This window comes from Sphingobacteriaceae bacterium, from assembly GCA_016715905.1.
Lineage (GTDB): Bacteria > Bacteroidota > Bacteroidia > B-17B0 > Aurantibacillaceae > Aurantibacillus.
Map to the genome: position 1 here is coordinate 596,701 of JADJXI010000017.1, position 26,386 is coordinate 623,086.

21 protein-coding genes are annotated in these 26,386 nt (G+C 34.4%); 13 read left to right on the forward strand and 8 right to left on the reverse strand.

Annotated elements, in window-relative coordinates; all coding sequences use genetic code 11:
* Nucleotides 1-27: 27 nt before the first annotated feature.
* Nucleotides 28-567 (forward strand): YceI family protein, encoded by a 540-nt coding sequence (locus tag IPM51_15060; protein MBK9285619.1) that lies wholly within the window; start codon nt 28-30, stop codon nt 565-567.
* Complete coding sequence (locus tag IPM51_15065; protein ID MBK9285620.1) at nt 567-4,079, forward strand: SpoIIE family protein phosphatase; 3,513 nt, start codon at nt 567-569, stop codon at nt 4,077-4,079. Before IPM51_15060 ends, IPM51_15065 begins: the two co-directional genes overlap by 1 nt.
* Before the next feature lie 3 nt (nt 4,080-4,082).
* Here the strand turns inward: IPM51_15065 and IPM51_15070 are convergent, their stop codons facing one another.
* On the reverse strand, nt 4,083-5,858 hold the full coding sequence (locus tag IPM51_15070) for a long-chain fatty acid--CoA ligase (protein MBK9285621.1): 1,776 nt from the start codon (nt 5,856-5,858) through the stop codon (nt 4,083-4,085).
* A 69-nt stretch (nt 5,859-5,927) separates the two neighbouring features.
* Between IPM51_15070 and rfaD the strand changes: the two genes are divergently transcribed.
* Nucleotides 5,928-6,893: an ADP-glyceromanno-heptose 6-epimerase gene (gene rfaD, locus IPM51_15075; GenBank protein ID MBK9285622.1), complete on the forward strand. Its 966-nt coding sequence runs from the start codon at nt 5,928-5,930 to the stop codon at nt 6,891-6,893.
* On the opposite strand, the gene IPM51_15080 is transcribed toward rfaD, so the two are convergent.
* Both IPM51_15080 and IPM51_15085 read right to left on the reverse strand, forming a co-directional pair.
* Nucleotides 6,890-8,428, reverse strand: a complete 1,539-nt coding sequence (locus tag IPM51_15080; GenBank protein ID MBK9285623.1) for a hypothetical protein — start codon at nt 8,426-8,428, stop codon at nt 6,890-6,892. The two genes, rfaD and IPM51_15080, sit on opposite strands and share 4 nt — an antisense overlap.
* Nucleotides 8,415-9,950, reverse strand: a complete 1,536-nt coding sequence (locus IPM51_15085; protein MBK9285624.1) for a hypothetical protein — start codon at nt 9,948-9,950, stop codon at nt 8,415-8,417. Before IPM51_15085 ends, IPM51_15080 begins: the two co-directional genes overlap by 14 nt.
* Before the next feature lie 93 nt (nt 9,951-10,043).
* Here IPM51_15085 and IPM51_15090 point away from each other — a divergent pair, with 93 nt between their 5' ends.
* Nucleotides 10,044-12,488 (forward strand): T9SS type A sorting domain-containing protein, encoded by a 2,445-nt coding sequence (locus IPM51_15090; GenBank protein ID MBK9285625.1) that lies wholly within the window; start codon nt 10,044-10,046, stop codon nt 12,486-12,488.
* Between the two features lie 2 nt (nt 12,489-12,490).
* On the opposite strand, the gene IPM51_15095 is transcribed toward IPM51_15090, so the two are convergent.
* Nucleotides 12,491-13,315: a T9SS type A sorting domain-containing protein gene (locus IPM51_15095; protein ID MBK9285626.1), complete on the reverse strand. Its 825-nt coding sequence runs from the start codon at nt 13,313-13,315 to the stop codon at nt 12,491-12,493.
* Nucleotides 13,316-13,388: 73 nt separating this feature from the next.
* On the opposite strand from IPM51_15095, the gene IPM51_15100 reads away from it, so the two are divergent.
* Together IPM51_15100 and IPM51_15105 are read left to right on the forward strand one after the other, a co-directional pair.
* Nucleotides 13,389-14,117, forward strand: a complete 729-nt coding sequence (locus IPM51_15100) for an outer membrane beta-barrel protein (protein ID MBK9285627.1) — start codon at nt 13,389-13,391, stop codon at nt 14,115-14,117.
* A gap of 3 nt (nt 14,118-14,120) precedes the next feature.
* Nucleotides 14,121-14,846 (forward strand): hypothetical protein, encoded by a 726-nt coding sequence (locus IPM51_15105; GenBank protein ID MBK9285628.1) that lies wholly within the window; start codon nt 14,121-14,123, stop codon nt 14,844-14,846.
* A gap of 11 nt (nt 14,847-14,857) precedes the next feature.
* On the opposite strand, the gene IPM51_15110 is transcribed toward IPM51_15105, so the two are convergent.
* From IPM51_15110 to tatA, 4 genes are all read right to left on the reverse strand, one after another.
* Nucleotides 14,858-15,595, reverse strand: a complete 738-nt coding sequence (locus IPM51_15110) for a sulfite exporter TauE/SafE family protein (protein MBK9285629.1) — start codon at nt 15,593-15,595, stop codon at nt 14,858-14,860.
* A 10-nt stretch (nt 15,596-15,605) separates the two neighbouring features.
* Complete coding sequence (locus IPM51_15115; protein MBK9285630.1) at nt 15,606-16,472, reverse strand: cation transporter; 867 nt, start codon at nt 16,470-16,472, stop codon at nt 15,606-15,608.
* A gap of 80 nt (nt 16,473-16,552) precedes the next feature.
* Nucleotides 16,553-17,977, reverse strand: coding sequence for an Asp-tRNA(Asn)/Glu-tRNA(Gln) amidotransferase subunit GatA (gatA, locus tag IPM51_15120; GenBank protein ID MBK9285631.1), 1,425 nt, complete (start codon nt 17,975-17,977; stop codon nt 16,553-16,555).
* A gap of 62 nt (nt 17,978-18,039) precedes the next feature.
* Nucleotides 18,040-18,237, reverse strand: coding sequence for a twin-arginine translocase TatA/TatE family subunit (gene tatA / locus IPM51_15125; protein ID MBK9285632.1), 198 nt, complete (start codon nt 18,235-18,237; stop codon nt 18,040-18,042).
* Nucleotides 18,238-18,388: 151 nt separating this feature from the next.
* On the opposite strand from tatA, the gene IPM51_15130 reads away from it, so the two are divergent.
* From IPM51_15130 to nuoF, 7 genes are all read left to right on the forward strand, one after another.
* Nucleotides 18,389-21,610 (forward strand): PKD domain-containing protein, encoded by a 3,222-nt coding sequence (locus IPM51_15130; GenBank protein MBK9285633.1) that lies wholly within the window; start codon nt 18,389-18,391, stop codon nt 21,608-21,610.
* A gap of 77 nt (nt 21,611-21,687) precedes the next feature.
* A complete protein-coding gene (locus tag IPM51_15135) occupies nt 21,688-22,059 on the forward strand; it encodes an NADH-quinone oxidoreductase subunit A (protein MBK9285634.1) in 372 nt (123 codons plus the stop codon).
* Nucleotides 22,060-22,116: 57 nt separating this feature from the next.
* Nucleotides 22,117-22,644, forward strand: a complete 528-nt coding sequence (locus IPM51_15140; protein MBK9285635.1) for an NADH-quinone oxidoreductase subunit B — start codon at nt 22,117-22,119, stop codon at nt 22,642-22,644.
* Between the two features lie 12 nt (nt 22,645-22,656).
* Nucleotides 22,657-23,157: an NADH-quinone oxidoreductase subunit C gene (locus IPM51_15145; protein MBK9285636.1), complete on the forward strand. Its 501-nt coding sequence runs from the start codon at nt 22,657-22,659 to the stop codon at nt 23,155-23,157.
* A gap of 37 nt (nt 23,158-23,194) precedes the next feature.
* Nucleotides 23,195-24,406 carry an NADH-quinone oxidoreductase subunit D gene (locus IPM51_15150; GenBank protein MBK9285637.1) on the forward strand — a complete coding sequence of 404 codons (1,212 nt, stop codon included), beginning with the start codon at nt 23,195-23,197 and terminating at the stop codon, nt 24,404-24,406.
* A 25-nt stretch (nt 24,407-24,431) separates the two neighbouring features.
* Entirely contained in the window at nt 24,432-25,013 is a 582-nt protein-coding gene (nuoE, locus tag IPM51_15155; protein ID MBK9285638.1) for an NADH-quinone oxidoreductase subunit NuoE, read from the forward strand.
* Entirely contained in the window at nt 25,013-26,350 is a 1,338-nt protein-coding gene (gene nuoF / locus IPM51_15160; GenBank protein ID MBK9285639.1) for an NADH-quinone oxidoreductase subunit NuoF, read from the forward strand. Before nuoE ends, nuoF begins: the two co-directional genes overlap by 1 nt.
* Nucleotides 26,351-26,386 lie beyond the last annotated feature (36 nt).

Sequence of the window (26,386 nt, forward strand, 5' to 3'; positions counted from 1 at the left end):
ACTTATATTTACTAGTCTAAAATAAAAATGAAAGAGATAATATTATATATACTGATTTTTTGTGCCGTAACGCTAAATGCACAAATTTATTCTTGCAAAGACGGTGTTTCAAAATTTACTTCAGAGGCGCCACTTGAAATGATAAAGGCCCAATCAAAAATGACCATAGGGGCAATAGATTTCAGCAATAAAAATGTAGCATTCGCGGTTGCCTTAAGTACTTTTGAGGGATTTAACAGTGAGTTACAAAAGGAGCATTTTTTAGAAAATTATGTGGAAGCCAGTAAATATCCTAAAGCAATATTTAAGGGGAAACTAATTGATGACATTGATATCAGTAAAAATGGTAATTATTCCGTACGGGCCAAAGGTAATTTTGAAATTCATGGAGTTTCTAAAGAAAAAATTGTTAAAGTAAAGGTTGTGGTAAAGGATAAAGAAATAGTTGTTGATTCAAGCTTTGATGTTCCTTTGAGCGATCATGATATTAAAATTCCTAAAATTGTAAATCAAAAAATTGCGTCTGTCATCGCAGTGCAGTTAAATGCAACCCTAAAGGTTAGATGATGTGTCGTACAGGTTTAATTTTTTCATTCCTTATTGGTATAACCTATTCAGTTCATGCCCAATTTGCCGTTAAAAACCATTTGAACTTATTACCAAAAAAAAACTCACCTCTATATTGTATATCAGAAGATAATAATGGTTGCCTCTGGGTTGGGAGTAAAGATGGAATTCTGAAATTTGATGGAAAGAATAATAAAGTATTTGGAATAAAGGAAGGCTTAAACGCAGGAAAAATTACTTGTTTGTTTCATGCTTATGATCACAGCGTTTGGGTAGGTAACGAAAAAGGTAAAGTGTATCACATTACTAAAGAGGATAAAATAGACTCTTTAATTTTTAACGGTGAACCCCCTGATTCGAAGATTACCGGGTTTAAACAAAGCAATAAAAATGTATTGTTTATCAGTACATACGGAAGTGGTATTTACGTGTTTGAAAACAATAAACAGATTCAACATTTTAATTCAGACAATGGCTTGTCAGATAATGTGGTTTATTCCATGCAATTAATAAACAATGAATTGTGGTGCGGAACAGATGCCGGTATATCTATCTTACAAGATTTAAATACTAACCCAAAAATTGAAGTTATTTCGTCAAAAAACGGCCTGCCAGATAATATAGTAAGATGTATAAGTCCATTTTCGGCTGATAAACTTTTAATTGGAACGGAAGATTCGGGTATATGCCTCTATAATATCAATAAAAAAGAATTTGAACGAATTTTATTCTTTACTAATTGGGATAAGGGACCAATTACCAATTGCTTAATCAATAAAAACGGCGAAATAGTTTTTGCCACATCCAAAAAAGGACTCTTTTTATTTAAAAACGGTATTTTACATAATGAAGAATTTAAAAGTCAACTCAAAGCTACCAACTTCAATGCTTTGCATGTTGACCATTCAAATAGTATTTGGCTGAGCAGTGAAGTGGGTTTACATCAAATAATTCCGCGACGTTTTGAATTCATAAATTCAATAGCAGGAATACCGGATGAAAATATCCTTTCTGTTTTGTGTGATAATAATAATACCATTTGGGCAGGAACATCAAAAGGGTTAATTGAAATATTTAAGAATGAGGAAAATTACTTTCAATTCCGTAAGGTGAAGGATTTTCCGGAGGTTACCGTTTCCTCATCAGCGAGTCATAAAAACGGTGCTTTATATTTTGGCACCTATGAAAGCGGATTGGTAGTTATTAAGGATAAAAAGATAAAAATTTTTAATACCCGAACAAGTGATTTACCCAATGATAATGTTTCACACATTACTGTTACCGGCGACAAAATATTTATTTCAACCCTTGGAGCCGGATTAATTGTGTGTAAAATTGAAGATGATAAATTAATTGTTTTAAATCATTATAATGAAGAAAATGGACTGGTAAGTAATTATGTTTACTGCTCAATTTTAACCAAAAAAGGAGAGCTGTATATTGCTAGCGATGGTGGATTAGAATTATTAAAGGATGGGAAGTTTGAATTAATGAACACCAAATTAAAACTAAAGTCTAATATTATTTACTCACTTTGTGAGGATGAGTATCAAAATTTATGGGCCGTATCCAATTCTGATGGCGTATTAAAAATTGCAGAAAAATCTGTTACCGCTTTTGGTATAGAGAATGGTTTGCGCGATGAACAACCCGCACAAATAATTGCTTATGAAAAAACATTGTATTTGCTTCATCCTAAGGGAATAGACAAGTTGAATATTAATACCGGAAAAGTAAGCTATTATGATGTGTTGGATGGAGATCTTGAACCTAATTTAAATTCTATTTTGATTAACAACGGTCAAATGTTTTCTGCCACAAATAACGGTGTATTATGTTATCGCTTACAACAAAATGCCGGTGATACTTTAAAGCCGGGAGTTCAGATAAGTAAGTTTTTAATAAATTACAAGCAAAGTGCTTTGGATAGCGCAATGGTGTTAGATCATTCTCAGAAAAATTTAGCTTTTGAATTTACGGGAACCTGGTCAAGAAATCCAGATAAACTTAATTACCGTTTTAAATTGGCGGGTTATGACGAAGATTGGAAAACTTCAACTTTTTCGCAATTAATAAACTACAATAATTTAAACTCGGGTACATATACATTTGTTGTTCAATGTAAAAATGAGGAAGATATTTGGAGCAAGGAAGAGCAATTCAGTTTCCGCATATTAAAACCTATTTGGGAAGAACCTTGGTTTTGGGTGGTTAGCAGCATTACATTAATTGTTTCTATTTATTTATTGGTGAAATGGAGATTAAAAACTCTTCAAAAAGAAAATCAGTTATTGGAGGAAAAGGTTGCCCAACGTACACATGAAATTGAAAAACAAAGTGAAATAATTGCGGCGGCAAATAAAGAATTAGAACAATTATCCATTGTGGCTAGTAAAACATCAAACGTGGTGTTGATTTTAAATCCGAATGGTGATATTGAATATGTAAATGATGCCTTTGAGCGATTAAATAGAATTACCTTAAAAGAAATTCTTGAGAGAAAACTAAATATTTTAACTTCCAGTAATAATCCCCGAATTGCTGATTATGTAAAGGATGCCATTCAGAATAAGCGTTCTGTAAAATACGAGTCATTAAACGAAAAAGATCCTGCCAATAAAGTTTGGGAAGCCTCAACGCTTACTCCTATTTTTGATGAGAATAATGAAATAAAAAAATTAATTATTATTGATAGTGATATTACAGAGGCCAAGCATCAACAGAAAATTATTGAACAAAAAAATAAAGACATCACAGATAGTTTAGAATATGCCCGGAAAATCCAAACGGCTATACTTCCTTCAAAGTCAAAAATAGAAAAAAGCTTACCTCATTCTTTTGTATTTTATAAAACAAAGGATATCGTTAGCGGAGATTTTTACTGGTTTGCTGAAAAGGAAAGTTTCTGCATTATTGCTTCTGTTGATTGTACCGGCCATGGTGTTCCAGGGGCCTTTATGAGTTTGATTGGTTATAATATTTTGAATAAAATTGTGAATGAAAATAATGTAACCGACCCGGGTCAAATATTAAAGAATTTAAATTTAGGTGTGGTTGATGCCTTACATGCTAATCAGCAAAACAGCGATTCAAAGGATGGAATGGACGCTGCAATCTGTAAAATTTATTTTAATAAAAATAGGGTTGACTATGCAGGAGCTATGAGACCTATCTGGATTGTTAATGGCGAACAGTTGACCGAAATTAAGGCGGATAAAATACCAATCGGAACAAAGCAAGATGAAACTCATCCGGAAATTGATTACAAAACGCATCAGCTTACTCCTGACAAAGACGACGTGTTTTATATTTTCACCGATGGATATGCCGATCAATTTGGAGGCGAAAAGGGAAAGAAAATGGGAAGCGCCAGATTTAAAGAATTACTCATTAAAAATCATAAACTAGACTTTCAAACGCAAGGAAAAATTTTACTGGACAAACATTTAGAGTGGAAACAGGAAAACGAACAAGTTGACGATTTGTGTGTGATTGGATTTAAAAGAAGTTAAGCTTCAATTTTCAGCACTGCCAAAAATTTCATTTATTTCCGTTTTGTGTTTTTGGTTTATTATTTTTCTTTTTAAACTCAATTTTGGAGTTATTTCGCCTCCTTCAACAGTCCAACTTCCTTTAATTAATCTGCATCTTTTTAATTGTTCGTGTGGCGCAAGCGACTTGTTGATGTTTTTAACATGATCTTGAATAATTTTATTTAATGTTTCGTTATTAAACATAGCTTCATTGCCGTCCCAATTAATATTGTGAATACTGCAATATTCTTTAAATGCACTTAATGAGGGAATAATTATTGCTGACGGAAATTTTTGATTTTCGCCAATAACCATACACTGTTCAATATATTTACATTCTTTCAATTTATTTTCGAGCATCACCGGAGAAATATATTTTCCGGCACTGCTTTTAAATAATTCTTTTTTCCGGTCAGTGATTTTTAAAAATTTGTTTTCAATAAACTCCCCAATATCGCCGGTATGGAACCATCCTGCTGAATCAATAGCCTCAGTTGTGGCTTCCGGATTTTTATAATATCCCTTCATTAAACTAGGACCCTTCATCAAAATTTCTCCATCCTCAGCAATTTTTACTTCGACAGATTTTACTACCGGGCCAACGGTGCCAAATTTGATGGAATTATCTTTAAATTGATTTACAGCAATTACGACCGAAGTTTCTGTTAATCCATATCCCTGTAAACATGGAATTCCTGCACAAAAAAAGATTCGCTCTAACCTCGGATTTAAAGCTGCTCCGCCACTCACAACACAATACAATTCACCCCCAACGGCAGCCCTCCACTTGGAGTAAACCAGTTTATCGCAAATTTTTCTTTGTATCTCGTACCAAATACCATTTTCTCCTTTTAACTCATACGATTCAGCTAGCCGCATACTTAAATCAAAAATCTTTTTCTTGAAACCGGTAAGTTTTTCTCCGGCAGATGAAATTTTGTCAAGTACTCTTTCCAATACACGAGGCACCGCAACAAACAATTGCGGGTGAATTTCACGACAATTATCACCAATGGTTTCAAAATTTTCGGCGTAATAAATGGAAGTATTTTGATATAAATACAAAGTATTCAATACCCGTTCATACACATGATTTAGCGGCAAAAAACTAAGCGCCTTCCATTTTGGTGAAAATGGTACTATGTCTTGGATTGCTCTCACATTACTTAAGAGTCCATCATGCGTAATCATTACACCCTTTGGAGAGCCGGTTGTTCCGGAGGTGTATAAAATGGTGAAAACATCTTTTTCGGAAATACCGCTTTTTATCTGATTTAGTTTTTCTTCATTATATACACTTTTTCCTTTATTCGTGAAATCTTCTAAAGATTGGATGCCTTCTGTTTCCTCAAAGGAAATAACATGTTTTAAATGCGGAAGATCTTTTTCAATGGATATTAGTTTTTTAAGAATGTTTTTATCTGAAATAAAAATCAATTTTGCCTCACTATGCTGTAAAATAAATCTCAGATCGTCGGCACCAACAGTTGGGTAAATTGGAACAGAAACTAATCCGGCTTGTTGAATGCCATAATCGCAAAAATTCCAGGCCGGACAGTTAGGGGACATAATTGCCGCTGTATCATCTTTAGATAATTGCAGGTCAATTAATGCCGAACTGATATAATTTACTTTTTCAATAAAATCATCAGTACTGTAATTTACCCATTGTTTGTTTTTTTTCTGATTTAAAATGTCGGGTTTCTTCTCAGATCCTCCCAATTTATTAAGAATGTCAAAAACCCTTTTTACTGTCATAGAACAAATGTGTTCACATTTTTATTAAAATGCAAATGATGACAAAAATAATTAAGTAAATTTGGCATTATGATTATTATTACCGGAGCAGCCGGATTTATTGGAAGTTGCCTTGTTCGGAAGTTCAATAACGAGTTGAAAAATGATTTGGTATTGGTTGATGATTTTGCAAGATTGGAAAAGCAAAACAATTATAGCAATAAAAGGTATAAGTTATTAGTAGATAGAAAGGATTTGTTTAACTGGCTCAAGGAAAATAAAGGCGAGGTGAGTTGTGTTATTCATATTGGTGCGCGAACCGATACCACAGAATTTAACAGGGCTATATTTAATGAGCTTAATTTAAATTATACTAAAGAACTGTGGTTATTTTGCTCAGAAAACAAGATAAAATTTATTTATGCTTCGTCGGCGGCAACATATGGTTTGGGTGAACAGGGTTATGACGATGATGAAAACAAAATAGAATTATTAAAGCCCCTAAATCCTTACGGCGACAGTAAAAATGATTTTGATAAGTGGGCGCTGAAACAAACGATAAAACCCGAACATTGGTATGGGTTGAAATTTTTTAACGTATATGGCCCAAATGAATATCATAAAGGGAGAATGGCATCCGTAATTTTTCATGGATTTAATCAAGCAAAAAATACCGGAAAAATAAAATTATTCAAATCTCATCGCAAGGAATTTCAAGATGGCGAACAATTAAGAGATTTTGTTTATGTTGTGGATGTAATTGAAGTAATTTGGTATTTATACGGAAATAGTATTGCAAGCGGTATTTATAATTTGGGGAGTGGTAAAGCGCGCACATTTTTAGATTTAGCCACTGCCACATTAAGTGCAATGGGAATGCCTAATCATATTGAATTTATTGAAACACCTTTGGATATTAGAGATAAGTATCAATATTTTACAGAGGCTAACATGAATAAACTAAAACAACAAGGATACACCAAACCATTTACAGAATTGGAACATGGGGTTGAAGATTATGTGAAAAATTACCTATTACCGAATAAGTATTATTAACCCGAATGCCGGCTGTTTATTAAGGCCTGTTTGAAGGAGATGTTGTGTAATTTTGAATTAATCCACGCCTCAAAATCAAAGTATTCTAAAGCAAATTTTTGATAAGGATCTTGAAATGCAACCATAATTTCCTGTTTCATTTTTTCTAAATGAATGAGATCGTGTTGTCCTTCTTCTTTCAGCGCAAATTTGCGGAAGTATTTCATGAAAATTTTCTCGAACGGAAATATTTGTTTATTTACCTCATAATACCGTTGATTGGATTTGAAAAGGTAATTGATAAGAGAAATATTGTTTAATTCAAAGTGCATAATTAGGTTAACTAATTTGCAAATACGATACAGATCGGGTCTGATTAATTTCTCTTTACTATTAATAATTTTATTCAGCCAACTAAGTCCGGTTTGATATTCACCTCTTCCGAAATAAGACATGAATAACAAGTAGTGAATGGTACTTAATTCACCGCTTGGCATTTTATCCTGATATTTTTTTAATCCACTTAAAATAAATGGGATTGATTTCCCGTGCTCTTCAAATTTTCCGGTATACAATAAAAACATAGAATCGTTAATAACGCTTCTTGTAAAAATTTCAATTTGATAGATAAGCGGTTCAAATTCCGGACTCAATTGTTGCGCTTTAATTTTATCTAGGCAGGCATAGCTCTCGTTGTATTGTTGATTTAGGGCATATGACCTGGCTAAAAAACTATAGCATAAAATATAGTTATTCGGGTTTTCATTAATATAAAAACCTTCTTCTTCCATCATCTTAATGGTTATCGGAATGATGCGTAATAATTCTTTTTCTTTATGCAATAGTCGCAACGCCAAACACTGAATTAACAAGGCAGTTATCCTCGCCTTTTTTGAAAGAATGTTTTTTGCATGGAAAAGTTTTTTATTTTTTAAAAGGGTCTCTAGTTTGTTTTTTTCTTCTGTATTTTTTACAAAGGAGTGTTGATTGTATTGTAAAATTAATTCGGCTAATATTTGGTCTAATTGAATTAGATTGGAGATTTTTTTAAGCAGCTCTTCCTTTTCCGTCATTAGCATATCTAATTCGCGCATATCATTTTCGTCAAATCTCACCTCAATGTCAATTACCACTTTTTCTAATTCTATTATCTTAAGTACCGAGTAAAAAAATTCATTTTTATATGCCGTAATTTTAATTCGATTCAACTCTCGCCTGGCCATTCTAAAAAGCGATTTATTAAATAGAATCTGAATGTTTTTTATTTGTTCATTGATAATGGCTTCCTGGTTTTTTTCGAAGCGATGATTTCTTAAACTTCTTAAAATATGATGCAATAATTGATTCTTTTCACTTGGAAAGTGTTTTACAAAAACTTCATTTTTAAAGTGTTTTTTAACTTCCACTTCGTCATATTCCTTCAATGATTTTAAATAGGTATATATTTTAAGGTAATTTTTGTCCCCATGCTGTAAAGAAGCCAATTCTTTAAAGTACGACTCCTCCGAAGCGCTTAACGAATGAACTAGTTCAAATAATATGTTAGTGGGTTTCAATGAATTTGTGATTTTGAATAATTAATTCTTGAATTGTTCCTTTGCCAATTTTTGATCCGCAATAAGCATAAGTATTTATATAAAAGAAATTACTCCAGGCTTCCTGTTTATTTCTGATGGAATTAGAAAGTGATGTAAACCAATCTTTTAAATTTTCTCTGTATTCCGGGCTGTTTCTTCCTTTATAATTACGGAAAAACTGAATTGTACTTTTTTCTACCGCTGTATTAAATAGTTCGTATTCCTTAAACTCATTAAGCTCATCTAATACGAGCGATATACTTAAATCTTTATCGAGCTCACTCATTACAATTAATTGCTGAAAACGCGAGTAATAACGTATATCAATTCTTCCTTTTCGGTCGCTATCTGCTATTTGAATTTCGAGTAATTTTTCGGCTTTGCTATAATTGCCGGTATAAATACAAAAATTAATTAAATTAAATAAAATAATGCTTTTATCTTCTTTGTTAATTGTATTTTGCGATTCATATAAAAACTCCATTATATCAGCAGCAATCGTATTCGTTGCGGTAAATTTACCCGAATAAGTTAATATCAATAATTCAACTATATAACAATACGTTTCTAACTTTAACTTTAAATCATGGCCAATTATTTTCTTTGAAGTCAAAAGTGCTTTCATTTTTTTTAATACTTCCTTGGATCTGTTAAAGTCTTTTGTTTCAATAAATAAATTGGATAAATTGTATAAAGTATCAATTAATTGACGAGGCATTTCTTCAAAAACAAAACTATTTTCATCAAAGAATTCGGTTATTCCAAGCAATTCTTTTTTTCGGAAGTCTTGTTTTTTAAGCGCGGTAAACGCAAGTGCTCGACATTTTTTTTGTAATAAGCTTGCTTTTTTGGAATGCGGTTTTTTATTATCAGTTAGTATGGTATTTTTGAGCACGCTTGCATAATACTCCGATTGTGTTCCCTGCTTTTTAAAGTCCTTATTCTTAAGGTGTGATTTTATAGTGGAATACAATTTATAGTATTCACTTAAGTTTTTGTCTTTTGTTAAATATTTCTCTTGTTCTTCAATTAAATGGTTATAATTATTCTTGTTATAAGCAGTGTGCTCTAAGAGTAAAAGCTTTTTCTCCAATTCAATAAGCTCAATTAAAATTCCAAATTCTTCTTTGGAAATTGCTTTGTTTTTTAAGGCAATAAGCATTTTTGCGCATTGTTTAAATTGTGCTTTTTCAAACAACACGTGTAAATCTGCTAAATCATTATTCATATTAAAACTCAAAATACCGGCTACATGGTAACCGCGTTGGCTTTTTAATATGTAATTATATAAATCACTCATGTTTTGAGTGCTTATTACATCGTTATGATTTTGAAGAACAGAATACGCATCTTGCATAGGTTCTATAGATTCAATCAAATCAAATAACTGAACAATAGCTTTGGAACTTAAATTTTGTGTGCCCGCAACCAGCTTAAAAAATCTTTTTTCAGATTTACTGAGCGAATGTATCAAATAATGCAATTCTGAAAGAGCAATCATGACCCTAAATTAAACATCATTATAGGATTCTTAAATACCACATATAACTTCATTTAACCGAAAAACACATCGTTTTTTTAGTAATTTTATAGTATGAGAATAAATGGGAATACAATTGGTATTTGGCTGGTAGCAGCAAACATGTTAAATGCCGGCTTGTCTTTTGCGCAACCCTACGGTTGCCAACAAGCTAAGAATCAACAGCAATTACCTCCTATGTATTATAGTGCGGAAAACCTGAGAAGCGATACCATAGATGTATTGAAATACACCATCAACTTAGAAATAGGTAATTTTTCAACGAAAGATATAAAAGGAAATACCGCAATCCGGTTTGCGCCTAAAATGAATAACCAAAATCATATTCGATTGGATCTTTTAAAATTAACGATAGATTCAGTAAAGGAAAATAATAGCGCATTATTGTATTCTTATAATGACACAATTCTAAAAGTAAATTTTTTAGCTGCAAAAAATGTGGTTGATACAAGTACAATAACCGTTTATTATAAAGGACAACCCTCAGCCGATCAATTATGGGGAGGCTTTTATTTTGATAACACCGGAGGCGCTGAATATGCTTATAATTTAGGTGTTGGCTTTTCAGCCAAGCCACATAATTTTGGTCGGGTTTGGTTTCCGTGTTTCGATAATTTTGTAGAACACAGTAAATATGAATTTAACATCACTTGCGATACGGCCAGAAAAGCATATTGCAATGGTGTATTAATGAGCAATGTGGTTAATGGAGCAAAGCGCACCCGAAATTGGATAATGAATCAAGAGATTCCAAGTTATTTAGCAAGCGTTTCAGTAGCTAAATACACTCAGGTTAATTTAACAGCAAATACTTTGTTAGGTCCAAAACCTGTGAATTTGGTTGGTGTAGCTGGTGACACAGCTGCTATGAAAGTAGGATTTACCAACTTATTAAACTGCATTACCGGATTTGAAAATTATTTTGGCCCCTATAAATGGAACAGAGTAGGTTATTGCTTAGTTCCTTTTAATTCTGGCGCAATGGAGCACGCTACTAATATTTCATATCCAAGAGCCGTTGCCGGAAATATTGCTTACGAATCGGTATTAATGGCGCATGAATTAGCGCATCATTGGTGGGGAGATTTGGTGACATGCGAAACACAAGAAGACATGTGGATTAACGAAGGGATGGCTACATTTTGTGCATACATGTTTTTAGAATGGCAATACGGAAAAAATTCTTATTTGTCTAGTGTAAAAAGTGAGCACATGCAGTTGGTGCATCATTTGCACCATAAGGAAGGAGGCTTTCGGGCTATATCCGGTATACCGCATAGTTTAACCTATGGCGATTATGTGTATAAAAAAGGCGCAGATATGATTCACACTTTACGAGGATACATGGGCGATGCTGCTTTTTTTAATGCCTGTAAATACACCATGATTCAAAAAGAATTAAAAAACGTAAATACATTAGAGCTACGCGACCTGTTTCAAACCAGTAGCGGTCAGAATTTAGTTTCATTTTTTAATGATTGGGTTTTAAATCCCGGGTGGCCACAATTTGATATCGATTCTGTTAATTATATTAATGCCGGTCCATCTACCTACAGTGCAATTGTTTCTCTGAAACAAAAAAAACTCGGAGCCCCAAGTTTATATTCCAATGTACCATTAGAAATAAGTTTTTTTAAAAGCGACTGGACACGAGTAGTTCAAACTGTAACCATGTCTGGCGCTAATGCCACTTTTACTTTAACGCTACCTTATCTTCCGGTTTATCACGCCTTGAACTATGACAGTAAAATAGGTGATGCCACTTCATTTGAATCGAGGGTCATTAAAGCGCCGGGGAATATAGGTTTAGGTTTAGCTAAAATGACTATGAACGTAACAAGTAGTGGCGCCGATTCTTCGCTTATTCGGGTTATTCATAATTTTGTATCTCCCGATCCATTTAAAAGCAATCCTAACAATCACCGATTATCCGATCAGCGATATTGGAAAGTAGAAGGAATTCGTTCTAACGGTTTTCACGCTACCGCAAGATTTAATTACGATGGAAGTAAAAATTTAGGAACGTACTCTTATCTTGACACGTTGTTGGCTTCGATAAATGGAGACAGCATTCGTATGTTTTATCGTCAAAATGCGAAAGATGATTGGAAATTAGTAATGAATGTTTTTAAATTCCAATCAGGGCTTAAGACCGGGTGGATTGAAATTGATACCTTAAAAAATGGAGAGTACACCTTCGGAAATTCAACCGATACAACCAATATCATCCAAGTTAAAGAAAATTATTTGCAAGGTGTTGAAGCAAAAATATACCCAAATCCAATTAAGGACTATTTAATTATTGAATTACCAACAGAGCCACAAACCGAATTTGAATTACAAGTATGTGATATAAACGGGAAAATAGTATTGCAAGAAGCATTAAAAAGCAAAAAAAGTAAAATCCGTTTTTCAGAAGAATTGGCAAAGGGCAATTACATTGCTATTTTGAAGGCTGAAAATAAAATCTTGTATTCCAAAAAACTTTTGAAAGAATAAAATTATTGAACGGAGAATAATTTTTGTGATATAGTTTTACTTTCATTGCTGATACGAATGAAATATAAACCGGCTTGCAGGTTATCAATATCTGCAATGTGCTTATGATCACCTGCCAATTTATTTTCATTAAATAATTCTTTAATCAGAGCTCCGCTAAGTGAGAAAACTTCAGCCTTTATTTTGCTTTCTTGCAATTGATTCCAACTCATACAAATTAGTCCGTTAGCCGGACTTGGAAATATTCTGAATGAAGATAAATCAACAAATTCTTCCTTATTTATAAAGGTAACGGTGTTACTGGCCGAAAGGACAGTGTTGGCAGGGGCATCTCCCGAAGTATTAGCATTTAAATTAGCAGCAATACCTGCAACATAAAAATTAGCGAATCCGAAAGCAGGTGAAATCCATTCAAAATTAAAAGTTGCGGTTCCAGTACCATTCTTTGGTGTAGTGTGCGTAGCTGTTCGTCTGCCAAAAACACCGGTAGCAAATTGCACTCCGGTTCCTGCATTAGTCATTGTGCCAACACTTTGATTTCCCTGTCCTAATATTTCACAAGCAAATCCATAAGCGTTAAAGTTTGAATTGCTTAGTGTCACAGAAACAGTATAATTGGTAGAAGGATCAAAAACATTATTGGTAAATGCGGGCACTGTGGTAATCGAAATAGTTGTGGCTCCGGAGCCGCCTCCGTGGCAACTGCTACAGGTTCCTTCATTAGGTGAACCGGTTGAATCTGTTTTACCGCTTGAAAACAAACCTTTAAAGGCCAAAAGGCTAAATGATACGATAATAACAATGACTATGCTTATTTTTTTGCTCATAATTTAACTCAAAAAGTAAATGTATTAAAAATTCAAACACGTTTATCAGAAAACAAATTTTAAGTATTTTTACATGATGAGTAGAATTGCCATATTTTTGATTTTCGTACAATTTGCGCTAGTTGGCTTTTCTCAAACGGTTAGTGACACTCTTCCTAAAAAGAAAGGTAGTAGGGAGATTGGAGAATTTGACAAGAAGAATTATAAATCTGATCCCGGTGACCGCATGCTCATTGAAATTTTGCATACCGGTTACACAGGTTTGCCTGCCAATATTCAGCAATCATCCATAAAATCAATAGGCGTAAATTTTTCGTTAATGTTTGATAAACCAATTGGTAAATCTGCCTTTAGTTTCGGGTATGGCCTTGGTATTTTTAGCCATAATTTTCATAGCAATGCTGAATTTGTATACATAACAGATAGTACCGTCAAAAACACGGGCACTCGCTTAGAGCCTATACAAAGAGAAACTAAATTAAATCGGTATGCGCAGAAAATTTTAGAAATGCCTATTGAATTTCGATTCAGAACTAAAACCGACCGTCAGTTTAAAATTCATGTCGGTTTTAGAGTTGGTTATATGCTTAATGATTTTCGGTCTGTACAGGATAAAGACGGTAAATTCAGAACATATAGAATAAAAAATATAAATCCGGTACGTTACGGTGCAACTTTCAGAATAGGATTTCAGCAATTTGCATTTTCAGCTTCTTATTATTTTTCAGAATTATTTCAGGATAATAAAGGTCCTCAGGGTATATTGCCCTATTCAATTGGTATTGCTATAATTCCATATTAAAGAATGGGTAAATTAACTGGAATAGAAGAATTAGCAAAAATCAGGACAAAGCGCCGTAAAAAAGAAGAAGAATTATTGCAGGAAGTCAATAAAATTCTGATTAGTGAACAATTCACCAAAAAAAACGTATTAAATAATTTAAAAAATTATCAGAAGCTTGATGAGGTTATAAATGAAGATGCGATGGATCGGAATCGTATTTACAAGGAATCAGAAATTAAGGAATTGGCAATAAAATATAGATTGAAGTTTTTGAATACGCAATGTTACAAATTTGAATTTCCGGATTTTATAATTCAAGAATGCAATGATTTAAATATTAAGTTCAAAAAAAACCTCAAAGGTTTAAAAATGCTGTGCACTAATTCTTTTCTGAAAAAAGAAAATGAAACGGATTGTTGTATGCTTTTTGCAAAAACCGATTTTGGAAATTATTACTTAATAGGAGAGTGGGGGAAGCCATTTTCAAACAAAAGAAAATATTTAAGTTGGCCCTTAAAAAGCATTGAAAATATGTTTGTTTTTTTAATGCTTTTTACATTGATCGTAACGCTTATTTTACCCACCAATTTAATTACTCTCGATCGAACTGCTACCTATTGGTGCGGCTATCGAATTGGCATTTACTTTCACTTGTTGATCTTTTTTTCGGGATTTGCCATTTATTTTACATTCGCTTTTTCTAAAAGCATAAGCTCGATGTATTGGGATAAAGAAACAAATTTTTAAACGAGATCCATTTAGTAGAGTTTTATGATTAAAGAAGTAACGGTATAAATACCGGTAAGAAGGATCAGTACAAGTACAATTTTTTTAAATTGCGTTTGCGAAATTTTCTTCATGATTAATTTTCCAAGATAGGAGCCAATAAAACTGACGAAAAACAAAATACCTATCAAGTATAAATCATGTTGATGAATATATCCGTGTATTCCGTAAACAACAGACCGTGTAATATCAACACCTAAATCTATTACTGCTGATGTAGCTACAAATATTTCCATGTTTAAATTAAGGGCGGATAAAAATAAACCACGGATTGCCCCTCCTGTTCCTAATAGTCCTGCCGTGAAACCTGATAGAATTCCGCTTAGAATAGAATTTTTGAAGGATGATTTTACTTTAAACTTTTTAAAAATGATTAAAAGAAGGCTAAATAAAATTAAAAATACACCCAAAATAAGTTCAAGAATATTACTATTAATGCTATTGCTTAAAAAGGCGCCGAGAGCAACGAAAATTATTGCAGGAATTCCAATTTGAATAATTATCTTTTTATTTATTCCACTTCTGAATAGTGCGATTTTAGATAAGTTACTGAAAACGTGAAACACTGCGGTTATTCCTAAAACACTATGAAAATCAAAATACACGCCGGCTAAAGGAACAAATAAAAGGGAAGATCCGAAGCCACCCACTGTACCTAAAATTTCAGCTAATAAAGCTAATAAAATGAATACAATAAGATGATCACTCATTTATTTTTAATTAAAATGGCTCAATATGAATTAATATGTGGCCTAAGTTCGAAATTTCTTTGTGTAATGTGTCTTTTAATTTATGCGCAATTTCATGACCTTCTTTTACTGTTAGGTTAGCATTTACTTTAGCATGCAAATCTACATGATATTTCATGCCGGCTTTACGAATAAAACATTTTTCTGTTTCTTGTACCCCATCAACTGTAAGTGATACTTTTCTAATTAATGTAATTAAGTCATCAAAAACATGTTCATCCATAATTTCGCCAAGTGCAGGCCGGAAAATCAAATAACTATTATATATGATAAATCCTGATGCAAAAAGTGCAGCCCAATCATCGGCCGATTCATAACCCTTTCCAAAAAACAGCGCTATAGAGATGCCAATAAATGCGGCTACAGATGTAATTGCATCGCTGCGATGATGCCAGGCATCAGCTTTTAAAGCAGAACTACCAACCTCTTTACTTTTTTTGATAACTAAGCGATAGGACAATTCTTTCCAAAATATTATTACGCCTAATACAATTAAGGTAAAAGGTTTAGGAAGTTCATGAGGGGTTTGAATATTAAGAATGCTTTCATGGGCGATAAATAATGCTGAAGAAACCAGAAATGAAACAACAATAAAGGTGATCAAAGGTTCTGCTCTTCCATGCCCGTAGGGATGATTTTTATCCGGCGGTTTATTGGAATACTTTATACCAAAAAGTACAAGGGCAGAGGCAAAAATGTCTGTTGTTGATTCTATCGCATCGGCAATTAGGGCGTATGAATTTCCAAAATAGCCGGTAATCCATTTCAAAGCAGACAACAATAAATTACTAATAATATTAAAGTAACTTGTTTTAATTGCTGTAGCCTCTTTGGTCATGAAAATTAAAAGTTCCTTAAATTAAAATTAGTGTATCGTTAAAAAATCTATAAATCGGACCAATGCCATTTATAAATAATTTATTTTTTTTCAATTTCTGACGCTAAATCAAACATAGCGGTTTCATCAAAAGACTTTGCCATAATTTGTATTCCCATTGGCAAACCATTTGAATGTATGCCCGAAGGAATTGAAATTGCAGGAATGCCTGCAATATTAGCTTGTACAGTAAATATATCTTCTAAATACATTTTTATTGGATCTTGACTGTTTTTCCCAAACTCAAAAGCTGTGCCCGGAGTTGAAGGTGTTATGATTAAATCATACTCTTTCAAAATTTCATTGGTTTTACTTTGTATTAGTTTACGTACCTTCTGTCCTTTGCTATAATACGCATCATAATAGCCGGCACTTAAAACAAACGTTCCCAACATTATTCTTCTCTTCACCTCTTTTCCAAATCCTTCGCTTCGTGATTTTTTATAGGTGCTTTCTAAGTCTTTAACATCTTTACTTCTATAACCAAAATGTACACCATCAAATCGCGCAAGATTAGAGGAGGCTTCTGCTGTGGTAAGCACATAATAGGTTGGCACTAAATATTCTAAAAACGGAAAACTAACGGCCTGCACTTGATGTCCGGCTGTTTTTAATTTTTCTATCTGATTCAATACGCTTTCTTTAACTTCAGAATCAATGCCTTCAGCCTCTACACATTCTTTTAAGTACGCTATTTTATATTTTTTACCGCTATTTAAACTATTACTAAACTCAGGAATTATTCTAGATGATGTAGTGTTATCATTCTTATCCTGTCCTGCAATAATTTGAAGTATCAATGCAGCATCTTTTACGTTTTTTGTTATGGGACCGATTTGATCAAACGAAGAAGCGTAGGCAATTAATCCATATCGGGAAACTCTTCCGTAAGTAGGCTTAAGACCAACCGTGCCTGTAAAAGCGGCGGGCTGACGAATTGAACCTCCGGTGTCAGAACCTAAACTTACGTGGCATAAATTAGCAGCTACCGCACATGAAGCCCCTCCGGATGAACCTCCCGGCACACATTTTTCATTTAAAGGATTTAAAACATTCCCGAATGCTGAGTTTTCATTACTGCTTCCCATGGCAAATTCATCACAATTCAACCGACCTATGATTATCGCATCTTCTGAAAGCAATCTTTCTACAACTGTTGCGCTATAAAGGGATTCAAAACCTTCCAATATTTTTGAAGAAGCAGTAACTTTGTGACCTTTGTAACATATATTATCTTTTATTCCAACCACAACTCCGGCTAATTTTCCAGCCTGGCCTTTTTGAATTTTTTCATCAACTTTTTGGGCTTGTTCCATTGCAGATTTCTCAAACACTTCCAAAAAAGCATTTAAGTGTTTTTTCAATTTTATGGAAGAAATGAGGTCAGTTACTAAATTAACACAACTTACCTTTCCTGCCAACAAATCAGCATTTAATACATCTATGGATTCAAAATTATAAGTCATTGTTATGAAAAAATAAAAGCGTTATTCAATCTGAATAACGCTTAAAATTATGTAAGATTATCTTATTTTTTTTCGATTCCGGAACTTTCACCATTTTCACCTTTGCTTGCGTCTTTAAATTCTTTTACGCCCCTACCTAGTCCTTTCATTAATTCAGGTATTTTTTTGCCACCAAACATTAAAAGTATAATCACTAAAATGATGATAATTTCCGGAGCACCTAATCCTCCTAAAAGACCTAAAACAAGTAATAAATTCATTTTCTTTAAATTAGACTACAAAGGTATCAATTCTATCGAATTCAGCAAAATAATGTGTTGAACGGAGTTTGTGTGGTACTTAAATTTTAATACATTTATTGCGTAAGGTAAACTTCAAATAATTTAGAACACAATAACCCCCACTTTTAATATGAAAAAACAAGTCATTTTTTTATTGATTTTCATAGCATTTGCTAAATCATTTCAGGCGCAAAAATGGACCGAAATGATGAAAGATCCAAACGCTAACTATTATGATATTGTAGAAGAATTTGAAAGCTATTGGAAAGATAAACCTTATGAGCGGGGACATGGTTATAATGCCTTTAAAAGATGGCAATGGTTTGTTGAACCAAGGGTGTATCCAAGCGGAAATATGAAGTTTGCTGCCCGAAATTACGCCTATGAAGTTTATAAGCAATATTTACAAGAAAATTCAGCGAATAAAAATATTTTCACTCCATCACAATTAAGTGCTACTGTGGCCAATTGGTCACCACTTGGCCCTTATGGTTCTCCTTCCGGTTCGGGTGCGGGTTCGGGTAGAATTCAAACAATATTAATACATCCGGCCGGCACAAATACATTTTATGCAGGTGCAGCTGCAGGAGGTTTTTGGATAACTACAAATGGAGGCGCTTCTTATAATACCACAACGGACCAACTGGGCTCTTGCGGTGTTTCCGACATTGCACAGGTAACGGCATCTCCTAATATTATGTACATTTCTACTGGTGACAGAGATGCTGGAGATACTTATTCTGATGGAATTTATAAATCGCTCGACGGAGGGAATACCTGGAACATTACGGGTTTAACTTGGTCAATCAACCAACAGGCACGGGTTTATAGATTATTACTTAATCAAGCCAATCCAAATATATTAATAGCGGCTACTAATTATGGTATTTACCGGTCAACAAATGCTGCGGTAAGCTGGTCATTAGTGTTGCCTGGTTCGTTTGTAGATGCTGAATTTAAAACAAATGATTATAATGTTGTTCATATTGTAGGAAGCAATACCTATGCACGTTCTGATGATGGTGGCGTAACCTTTACAGGATATACTGTAGCGAATCCTTTAACTTCTAACAGATTATCCTTAGCAGTAACAGCTGCTAACAGTAATTGCATTTATATTCTGGCTAGTGCTCCGAACAATGGGTTTGGCGGACTTTATCGTTCAACAAACGGTGGAAATAACTGGACCTTGATGAGCTCTACACCTAATATTTTCGATTGGTCAACTAACGGTTCGGGAGCTGGCGGACAAGGTTGGTATGATATTGCCATTGATGCTTCACCAACAAATTCAAATGAAATTATAGCCGGAGGCGTTAACTCCTGGATGTCAACTAACGGCGGTGCTAGCTGGGTTTTAAATTCGCACTGGACCGGTGGCGGGGGACAACCCTTTGTACATGCCGATTTGCATTATGTGAAATACTTTAATGGAACAACTTGTTTTATGGGACATGATGGTGGAATTTCCAGAACAACTAATAGCGGGGTGAATTGGACAACCATTAATGGCAATATGAACATTGCTCAAATTTACAAAATGGGTTTATCTGCTTCATCGGCTTCTCAAATTGTTACCGGTATGCAGGATAATGGTACTAATTATTTAAACGGAACCAATTGGTCACAAATTAATGGAGGAGATGGAATGGATTGCTTTATCTCCTGGAATAACAATAATACCATTGTTGCCTCAACACAAAATGGCGGTTTCAGAAGATCTACCAATGGCGGGGGGAGTTTTAACAATATAACTTCTGGTTTAACAGGTACAGCCCCCTGGTTGGCACCAATAGTTCAAAACCCTTCTAACGCTAGTATTTTTTATTGCGGTTATCAAAATATTTTTAAATCCACTAATCAAGGAACCAGTTGGACAAACAAAGGTTTTTTCGGCGGCCCAACTTTAGATGAAATAAAAATTGCACCATCCAACACTAATATTATTTATGTAACAAATTCCGGGGCTGTTCATAAAACAATAAATGATGGCACTTCTTGGGTGAACGTTACCGGTAGTATCCCCACCGCTTCTGCTTCTATTACAGATTTAGCTATTAATAATACGAATCCTAATAATATTTTTGTAACCCTTTCAGGGTATTCGTCCAACAATAAAGTTTTCACTTCCATGGATGGTGGTGTTACCTGGACTAATTATTCAACAGGATTACCTAATGTTCCGGTTAATTGTATTGTATACAAAAACAATTCACCGGGCGTACTTTATGTAGGTACTGATATTGGCGTGTTTTATAGGGAGGCGAGCATGAATAGTTGGGTTTCTTATAACACAGGATTACCGAATATCATCGTCAACGATTTAGAAATTTATTATCCGAACGGAAAACTGCGTGCCGCAACTTATGCCAGAGGAGTTTGGGAAACTAATCAATACAGTAGTCCCGGATTACCTCCAATGGCATTTTACAATACGCAATTTAACCCAATTTGTATAAGTACTCCAATTCAATTCAACGACCTTAGTTCTAATAATCCAACTTCATGGACTTGGTCTTTTCCGGGCGGAAGCCCAGCCTCTTCTAATGCACAAAATCCATCGGTAACCTATACCGCTTCTGGAATTTATACTGTTTCTCTTTTAGCCGCAAACGGTAACGGAACAAGTACCGCATATATGGGCACGGTTTCGGTGATCAATCAACCTACGGTTGCTACTGTACCAAAAACAATTTGTGTAGGTGAGGCAACTAATTTACAAGTACAAACCAATGCAAATGTAGTAAACTGGAACACTGGCGCTCAAGGATTTTTATTGTATGTAAATAATGCCTCGGTTACCACGGTTTATTCATTTACAGCTTCTTTGGGTGCATGCAGCACTTCGGGTAATTATACTTTAACAGTAAATCAACCTCCCGCTACTCCAACTATTATAAACATGGGAACTTATTTAACAACAACTGTAGTTGGAACGGGCTATCAGTGGTATTTAGATGGGAATATTATCCCTGGAGCTACTGCGAATTCATATACGCCAACACAAAACGGTTGGTATTTAGTGCAAGTGTTTGTGGGAACCTGTGAGGTTTATTCGGATTCCTATCAGATTTTGGAATTAGATATACAGGAAATGTCCATTATTCAAGGCTTATCTGTTGCACCAAATCCGGTTCGTGATCAGTTAATTGTTACAACTAATCAAAATATTGAGGGAAAAATACAATATGAAATTATGAACAACATTGGTCAAATAGTTCAAAAATCACAATTACTGCCCAATCAAAACAATAAAAACTTAATTGAGGTATTAGAACTTGCACCTGGAGTTTACCATTTGAATTTTACAATAGGTAAAACTAAATCTTCGTATAAGTTTATAAAGGAGTAAAAGGGCAAAAATTCAAGCGATTTTATTTGACGATTTATATAAAAATCGTTAATCTTACAGTCTAAATTGCTTGTTGTATGAACGCTTCTTCGCCTTTAGATTATCTTCCGGTTGTATTAATGTTTTTAGTAGCCATGGGCTTTGTGGTTACTACTATTGTGGCCACTCACCTTTTAGGGCCTAAAAGAAAAACAAAAATTAAGTTGGATTCCTTTGAATGTGGTATTGAAGCGCAAGGCAACGCCCGCGTACCATTCGCTATTAAATATTTTCTAGTTGCTATCTTATTTGTATTATTTGATGTGGAGGTGATTTTCATGTATCCATGGGCCGTGAATTATAGGGAATTAGGAATGACTGGTGTGATAGAGGTATTTAGTTTCATCATTTTATTATTAGTTGGATTTTATTATATGCTTTCGAAAAAAGCAATTAAGTGGGAAGAATAATATTTAAGCAGATTAAATAATATGGCAAAAGAAATTGTAAAAAGAACAAAACTCGAAATGGCAAAGAGTCCGCAAGGCCTTGAAGGCCCGGGCTTTTTTGTTTCTAAATTAGAAGATGTAATCGGATTAGCAAGAGCCAATTCTTTATGGCCACTTCCATTTGCAACTTCCTGTTGCGGTATTGAATTCATGGCTACCATGGCTTCTGATTACGATTTGGGGAGATTTGGCGCTGAGCGTTTAAGTTTCTCTCCTAGACAAGCTGATTTATTAATGGTAATGGGAACTATTGCAAAAAAAATGGGACCAACGCTTCGTCAGGTATATGAACAAATGGCCGAACCAAAATGGGTACTTTCTGTTGGTGCTTGCGCAAGTAGCGGAGGAATTTTTGACACGTACAGTGTTTTACAAGGAATTGACAGAATAATTCCAGTAGATGTATATGTGCCGGGATGTCCACCTCGACCGGAGCAAATTATTGAAGGCATTTTGAAAATTCAGGAATTAGCCAAGAATGAATCGTTCCGCAGAAGAAACTCAGATGAGTATAAAAAGTTATTGAATAGTTACGGAATGGAATAAATCGAAAAAATTATGAGTCAGGAATTTTTAAATACACTTACTGAAAAATTGAATTCAATAGCTCCCGGTGCAGTTGAAAGCAGTGATTATTCATTAGATTTCCCTTCTATTACAGTTAAGAAGGAAACCATACACGAAGTGTTAAGTATTTTAAAAAACGATGAAACATTCAATTTCCATTTTTTAACTGACTTAACCGGAATTCAAACAGCCGATGAAAAACAATTAGGCGTTATTTATCATTTACACAACATGCCAAAAAATATTCGTGTTCGAGTAAAAACATTTATGCCTATTGACAAACCGGAAATTCCTACCGCAACTGATTTATGGGATGGAGCCAACTGGATGGAAAGAGAAACATTTGATTTTTACGGAGTACGCTTTAAAGGACATCCCAATTTAAAACGAATTTTAAATGTGGATGAAATGGACATTTTTCCACTCAGAAAAGAATTCCCGTTGGAGGATCAAACGCGTGAAGATAAAAGCGATAAAATGTTCGGAAGATAATTAGTAAGAATCGGAAATAGATTAGAAAAAAATTAAAATGAGCAAAGACAATAATTCAGATACCATTTTTCAAAACGAAGAAAGAGAATTATCTACCCTGAATCTTGGTCCAACGCATCCTGCCACACATGGTATTTTTCAAAACATTCTTAAAATGGATGGTGAAATTATTCATGAGGCAACACCAACCGTAGGATATATACACAGAGCATTTGAAAAATTAGCAGAACGCAGACCGTTTAATCAGATTACTCCAATTACCGATCGTTTAAATTATTGTTCATCGCCAATTAATAATATGGGTTGGGAAATGACTGTTGAAAAATTACTCAAAGTACAGGTTCCTAAAAAAGTAGATTACATGCGTGTGATTATAATGGAATTGGCGCGTATAGCCGACCATTTAATCTGTAATTCAGTTATAGGAGTTGATACCGGAGCTATGACCGGCTTCTTATATATTTTTCAGTGGCGGGAAAAAATTTACGATATCTATGAAAGTATTTGTGGAGCTCGCTTAACTACAAACATAGGTCGTATTGGTGGATTTGAAAAAGATTGGAAACCGGAAACCTGGAAAATGATTCATGAGTTTGTCGATGGCTATCCTAAAGCTTTAACTGAATTCTCAAATTTATTAGAGCGTAATAGAATATTTATGGACCGCACGGTAAACTGCGGACCGATATCTGCTGAAAGAGCGCTTGCTTACAGTTTTACCGGCCCCAATTTGAGAGCTGCAGGTGTAGATTATGATGTTCGTGTAATGAATCCATATTCTTCCTATCAGGATTTTAAATTCGATATTCCGGTTGGAATTAGTGGAGATACATACGACCGTTTTATGGTTCGTCAATTCGAAATGTGGAATTCTTTGGAAATTATTCGTCAGGCCATAAAAAATATGCCCAAAGACGAACCTTGTCATGCAAATGTGCCCGAGTTTTTCCTACCACCAAAAGAAGAAGTTTACAATAACATGGAAGCGCTTATCTATCATTTCAAAATTGTAATGGGAGAAACGGATATTCCTAAAGGAGAAGTTTATCATGCAGTGGAAGGCGGAAATGGAGAATTAGGTTTTTATTTGGTTAGTGATGGTGGCAGAACGCCGTTCCGCTTACATTTCAGAAGACCTTGTTTTATTTATTATCAAGCTTATCCTGAAATGATAAAAGGAAGTATGTTAAGTGATGCAATTATTACTATGAGTAGCATGAATGTAATTGCCGGAGAATTGGATGCGTAAAATAATGAGATTATAAAAATTGGATATGGGATCACAAGTACACGGAACGCAAACGTTTGATAAAAAGAAAAGGGACGAAATAAAATTCAATGATACAGCAATGGCTGTAGTGAATAAAATTATTTCGAATTACCCGGAAGGAAAACAAAAATCTGCTTTACTGCCTGTATTGCACATTGCTCAGGCGGAATTTGGCGGTTGGTTAAGTCCTGAAGTAATGGATTATGTGGCCTCCATTTTAAAAATTAAACCCATTGAAGTTTTTGAAGTGGCCTCTTTCTACACCATGTATAATTTAAAACCTGTAGGCAAGTGCGTGATCGAAGTTTGCCAAACTTCATCGTGTTGGTTGAATGGCGCTGATGATATTGTAAAGCACATAGAAAAAAAATTAAATATAAAAGTGGGAGAAACTTCAAAGGATGGCATGTTTACTTTAAAAACAGCTGAGTGTTTAGGTTCTTGTGGAACTGCTCCTATGATGCAAATTGGCGCAAGCTATCATGAAAATCTTACTTATTCCAAAGTGGATAATTTGCTTGAAAAATATAAATCAGAAGGCAAACAAAGAAATTATACCGATCACGATTATAACAACACATTGTAATGGGCAAAAAATTATTAATACATAACGATCATATACCAAACATTCACACTTTAGCTGTTTATAAAGAGAATGGCGGATATGCATCTGTAGAAAAAGCATTAAAGCACATGACCCCTGATCAGGTAACGGATGAGGTAAAAAAATCCGGCTTGCGGGGTAGGGGTGGTGCTGGATTTCCAACCGGATTAAAATGGAGTTTTTTGGCTAAGCCGGAAGGCGTTCCTCGTTATTTGGTTTGCAATGCCGATGAGTCGGAGCCGGGGACCTTCAAAGACCGTTATCTGATGGAAAAAATTCCACATGCATTGATTGAGGGAATGATTACTTCATCATATGCTTTGGGTGCTGCACGATCATATATTTATATCAGAGGCGAATATTTTTATGTGGCTAGAATTTTAGAGACCGCAATTGAAGAAGCATATGCCGCAGGATTTTTAGGAAAAAATATTTTAGGAACAAATTACTCGCTTGAACTTTCAGTACAAGTTGGAGGAGGAGCATATATTTGCGGAGAAGAAACTGCCTTGTTAGAATCATTAGAAGGAAAAAGAGGTAATCCACGTATTAAACCACCCTTTCCTGCTGTGGCCGGATTATGGGGTTGTCCAACAGTAGTAAATAATGTGGAAACCATTGCTGCTGTTTGTCCAATTGTAATGATGGGCGGAGAAGAATATGCAAAAATTGGTATTGGCAAATCAACAGGAACTAAATTGATTTCTGCTTCTGGCCACATCAATAAACCGGGCGTGTATGAAATTGAATTGGGCGTACCGGTGGAAGAATTTATTTATAGTGAAGAGTATTGCGGTGGAATACGCAACGGAAAAAAATTAAAAGCAGTAGTTGCAGGGGGTTCATCTGTTCCTATTTTACCCACCGAATTAATTTTAAAAACTGCCAAAGGCGAACCTCGTTTAATGACCTATGAAAGTTTGGCCGATGGAGGATTCCAAACCGGTACCATGTTAGGTTCAGGTGGATTTATAGTAATGGATGAAGATACCAGCATCGTAAAAAACTTATTTACATTTGCTCGCTTTTATCATCACGAATCCTGCGGTCAGTGTTCGCCTTGCCGAGAAGGTACAGGTTGGATGGAAAAAATATTGAAGAAGTTTTTAAATGGCACAGCTACTGAAAGTGATGTTGAATTACTTTGGGATATACAAAGCAAAATTGAAGGAAAAACAATTTGCCCATTGGGAGAGGCAGCGGCATGGCCTGTTGCTGCAGCCATTCGTCATTTTAAACACGAGTTTATCGAAATCGCAAAAAGCAAAAAGTTTGTAGATGTTAGTCATTATAATAGATTAAATAAAGCGAGTGTTTAAGTGTAGAATTTAAAATTTGAACGAACGAAAAAGAAT

Excerpts from the sequence above, each read along its gene's own strand:
- IPM51_15060 (MBK9285619.1), top strand. The coding sequence starts at position 28 with ATGAAAGAGATAATATTATATATACTGATTTTTTGTGCCGTAACGCTA.
- IPM51_15065 (MBK9285620.1), top strand. The coding sequence starts at position 567 with ATGTGTCGTACAGGTTTAATTTTTTCATTCCTTATTGGTATAACCTAT.
- IPM51_15070 (MBK9285621.1), bottom strand. The coding sequence starts at position 5,858 with ATGACAGTAAAAAGGGTTTTTGACATTCTTAATAAATTGGGAGGATCT.
- rfaD (MBK9285622.1), top strand. The coding sequence starts at position 5,928 with ATGATTATTATTACCGGAGCAGCCGGATTTATTGGAAGTTGCCTTGTT.
- IPM51_15085 (MBK9285624.1), bottom strand. The coding sequence starts at position 9,950 with ATGATTGCTCTTTCAGAATTGCATTATTTGATACATTCGCTCAGTAAA.
- IPM51_15090 (MBK9285625.1), top strand. The coding sequence starts at position 10,044 with ATGAGAATAAATGGGAATACAATTGGTATTTGGCTGGTAGCAGCAAAC.
- IPM51_15095 (MBK9285626.1), bottom strand. The coding sequence starts at position 13,315 with ATGAGCAAAAAAATAAGCATAGTCATTGTTATTATCGTATCATTTAGC.
- IPM51_15100 (MBK9285627.1), top strand. The coding sequence starts at position 13,389 with ATGATGAGTAGAATTGCCATATTTTTGATTTTCGTACAATTTGCGCTA.
- IPM51_15105 (MBK9285628.1), top strand. The coding sequence starts at position 14,121 with ATGGGTAAATTAACTGGAATAGAAGAATTAGCAAAAATCAGGACAAAG.
- IPM51_15110 (MBK9285629.1), bottom strand. The coding sequence starts at position 15,595 with ATGAGTGATCATCTTATTGTATTCATTTTATTAGCTTTATTAGCTGAA.
- IPM51_15115 (MBK9285630.1), bottom strand. The coding sequence starts at position 16,472 with ATGACCAAAGAGGCTACAGCAATTAAAACAAGTTACTTTAATATTATT.
- gatA (MBK9285631.1), bottom strand. The coding sequence starts at position 17,977 with ATGACTTATAATTTTGAATCCATAGATGTATTAAATGCTGATTTGTTG.
- tatA (MBK9285632.1), bottom strand. The coding sequence starts at position 18,237 with ATGAATTTATTACTTGTTTTAGGTCTTTTAGGAGGATTAGGTGCTCCG.
- IPM51_15130 (MBK9285633.1), top strand. The coding sequence starts at position 18,389 with ATGAAAAAACAAGTCATTTTTTTATTGATTTTCATAGCATTTGCTAAA.
- IPM51_15135 (MBK9285634.1), top strand. The coding sequence starts at position 21,688 with ATGAACGCTTCTTCGCCTTTAGATTATCTTCCGGTTGTATTAATGTTT.
- IPM51_15140 (MBK9285635.1), top strand. The coding sequence starts at position 22,117 with ATGGCAAAGAGTCCGCAAGGCCTTGAAGGCCCGGGCTTTTTTGTTTCT.
- IPM51_15145 (MBK9285636.1), top strand. The coding sequence starts at position 22,657 with ATGAGTCAGGAATTTTTAAATACACTTACTGAAAAATTGAATTCAATA.
- IPM51_15150 (MBK9285637.1), top strand. The coding sequence starts at position 23,195 with ATGAGCAAAGACAATAATTCAGATACCATTTTTCAAAACGAAGAAAGA.
- nuoE (MBK9285638.1), top strand. The coding sequence starts at position 24,432 with ATGGGATCACAAGTACACGGAACGCAAACGTTTGATAAAAAGAAAAGG.
- nuoF (MBK9285639.1), top strand. The coding sequence starts at position 25,013 with ATGGGCAAAAAATTATTAATACATAACGATCATATACCAAACATTCAC.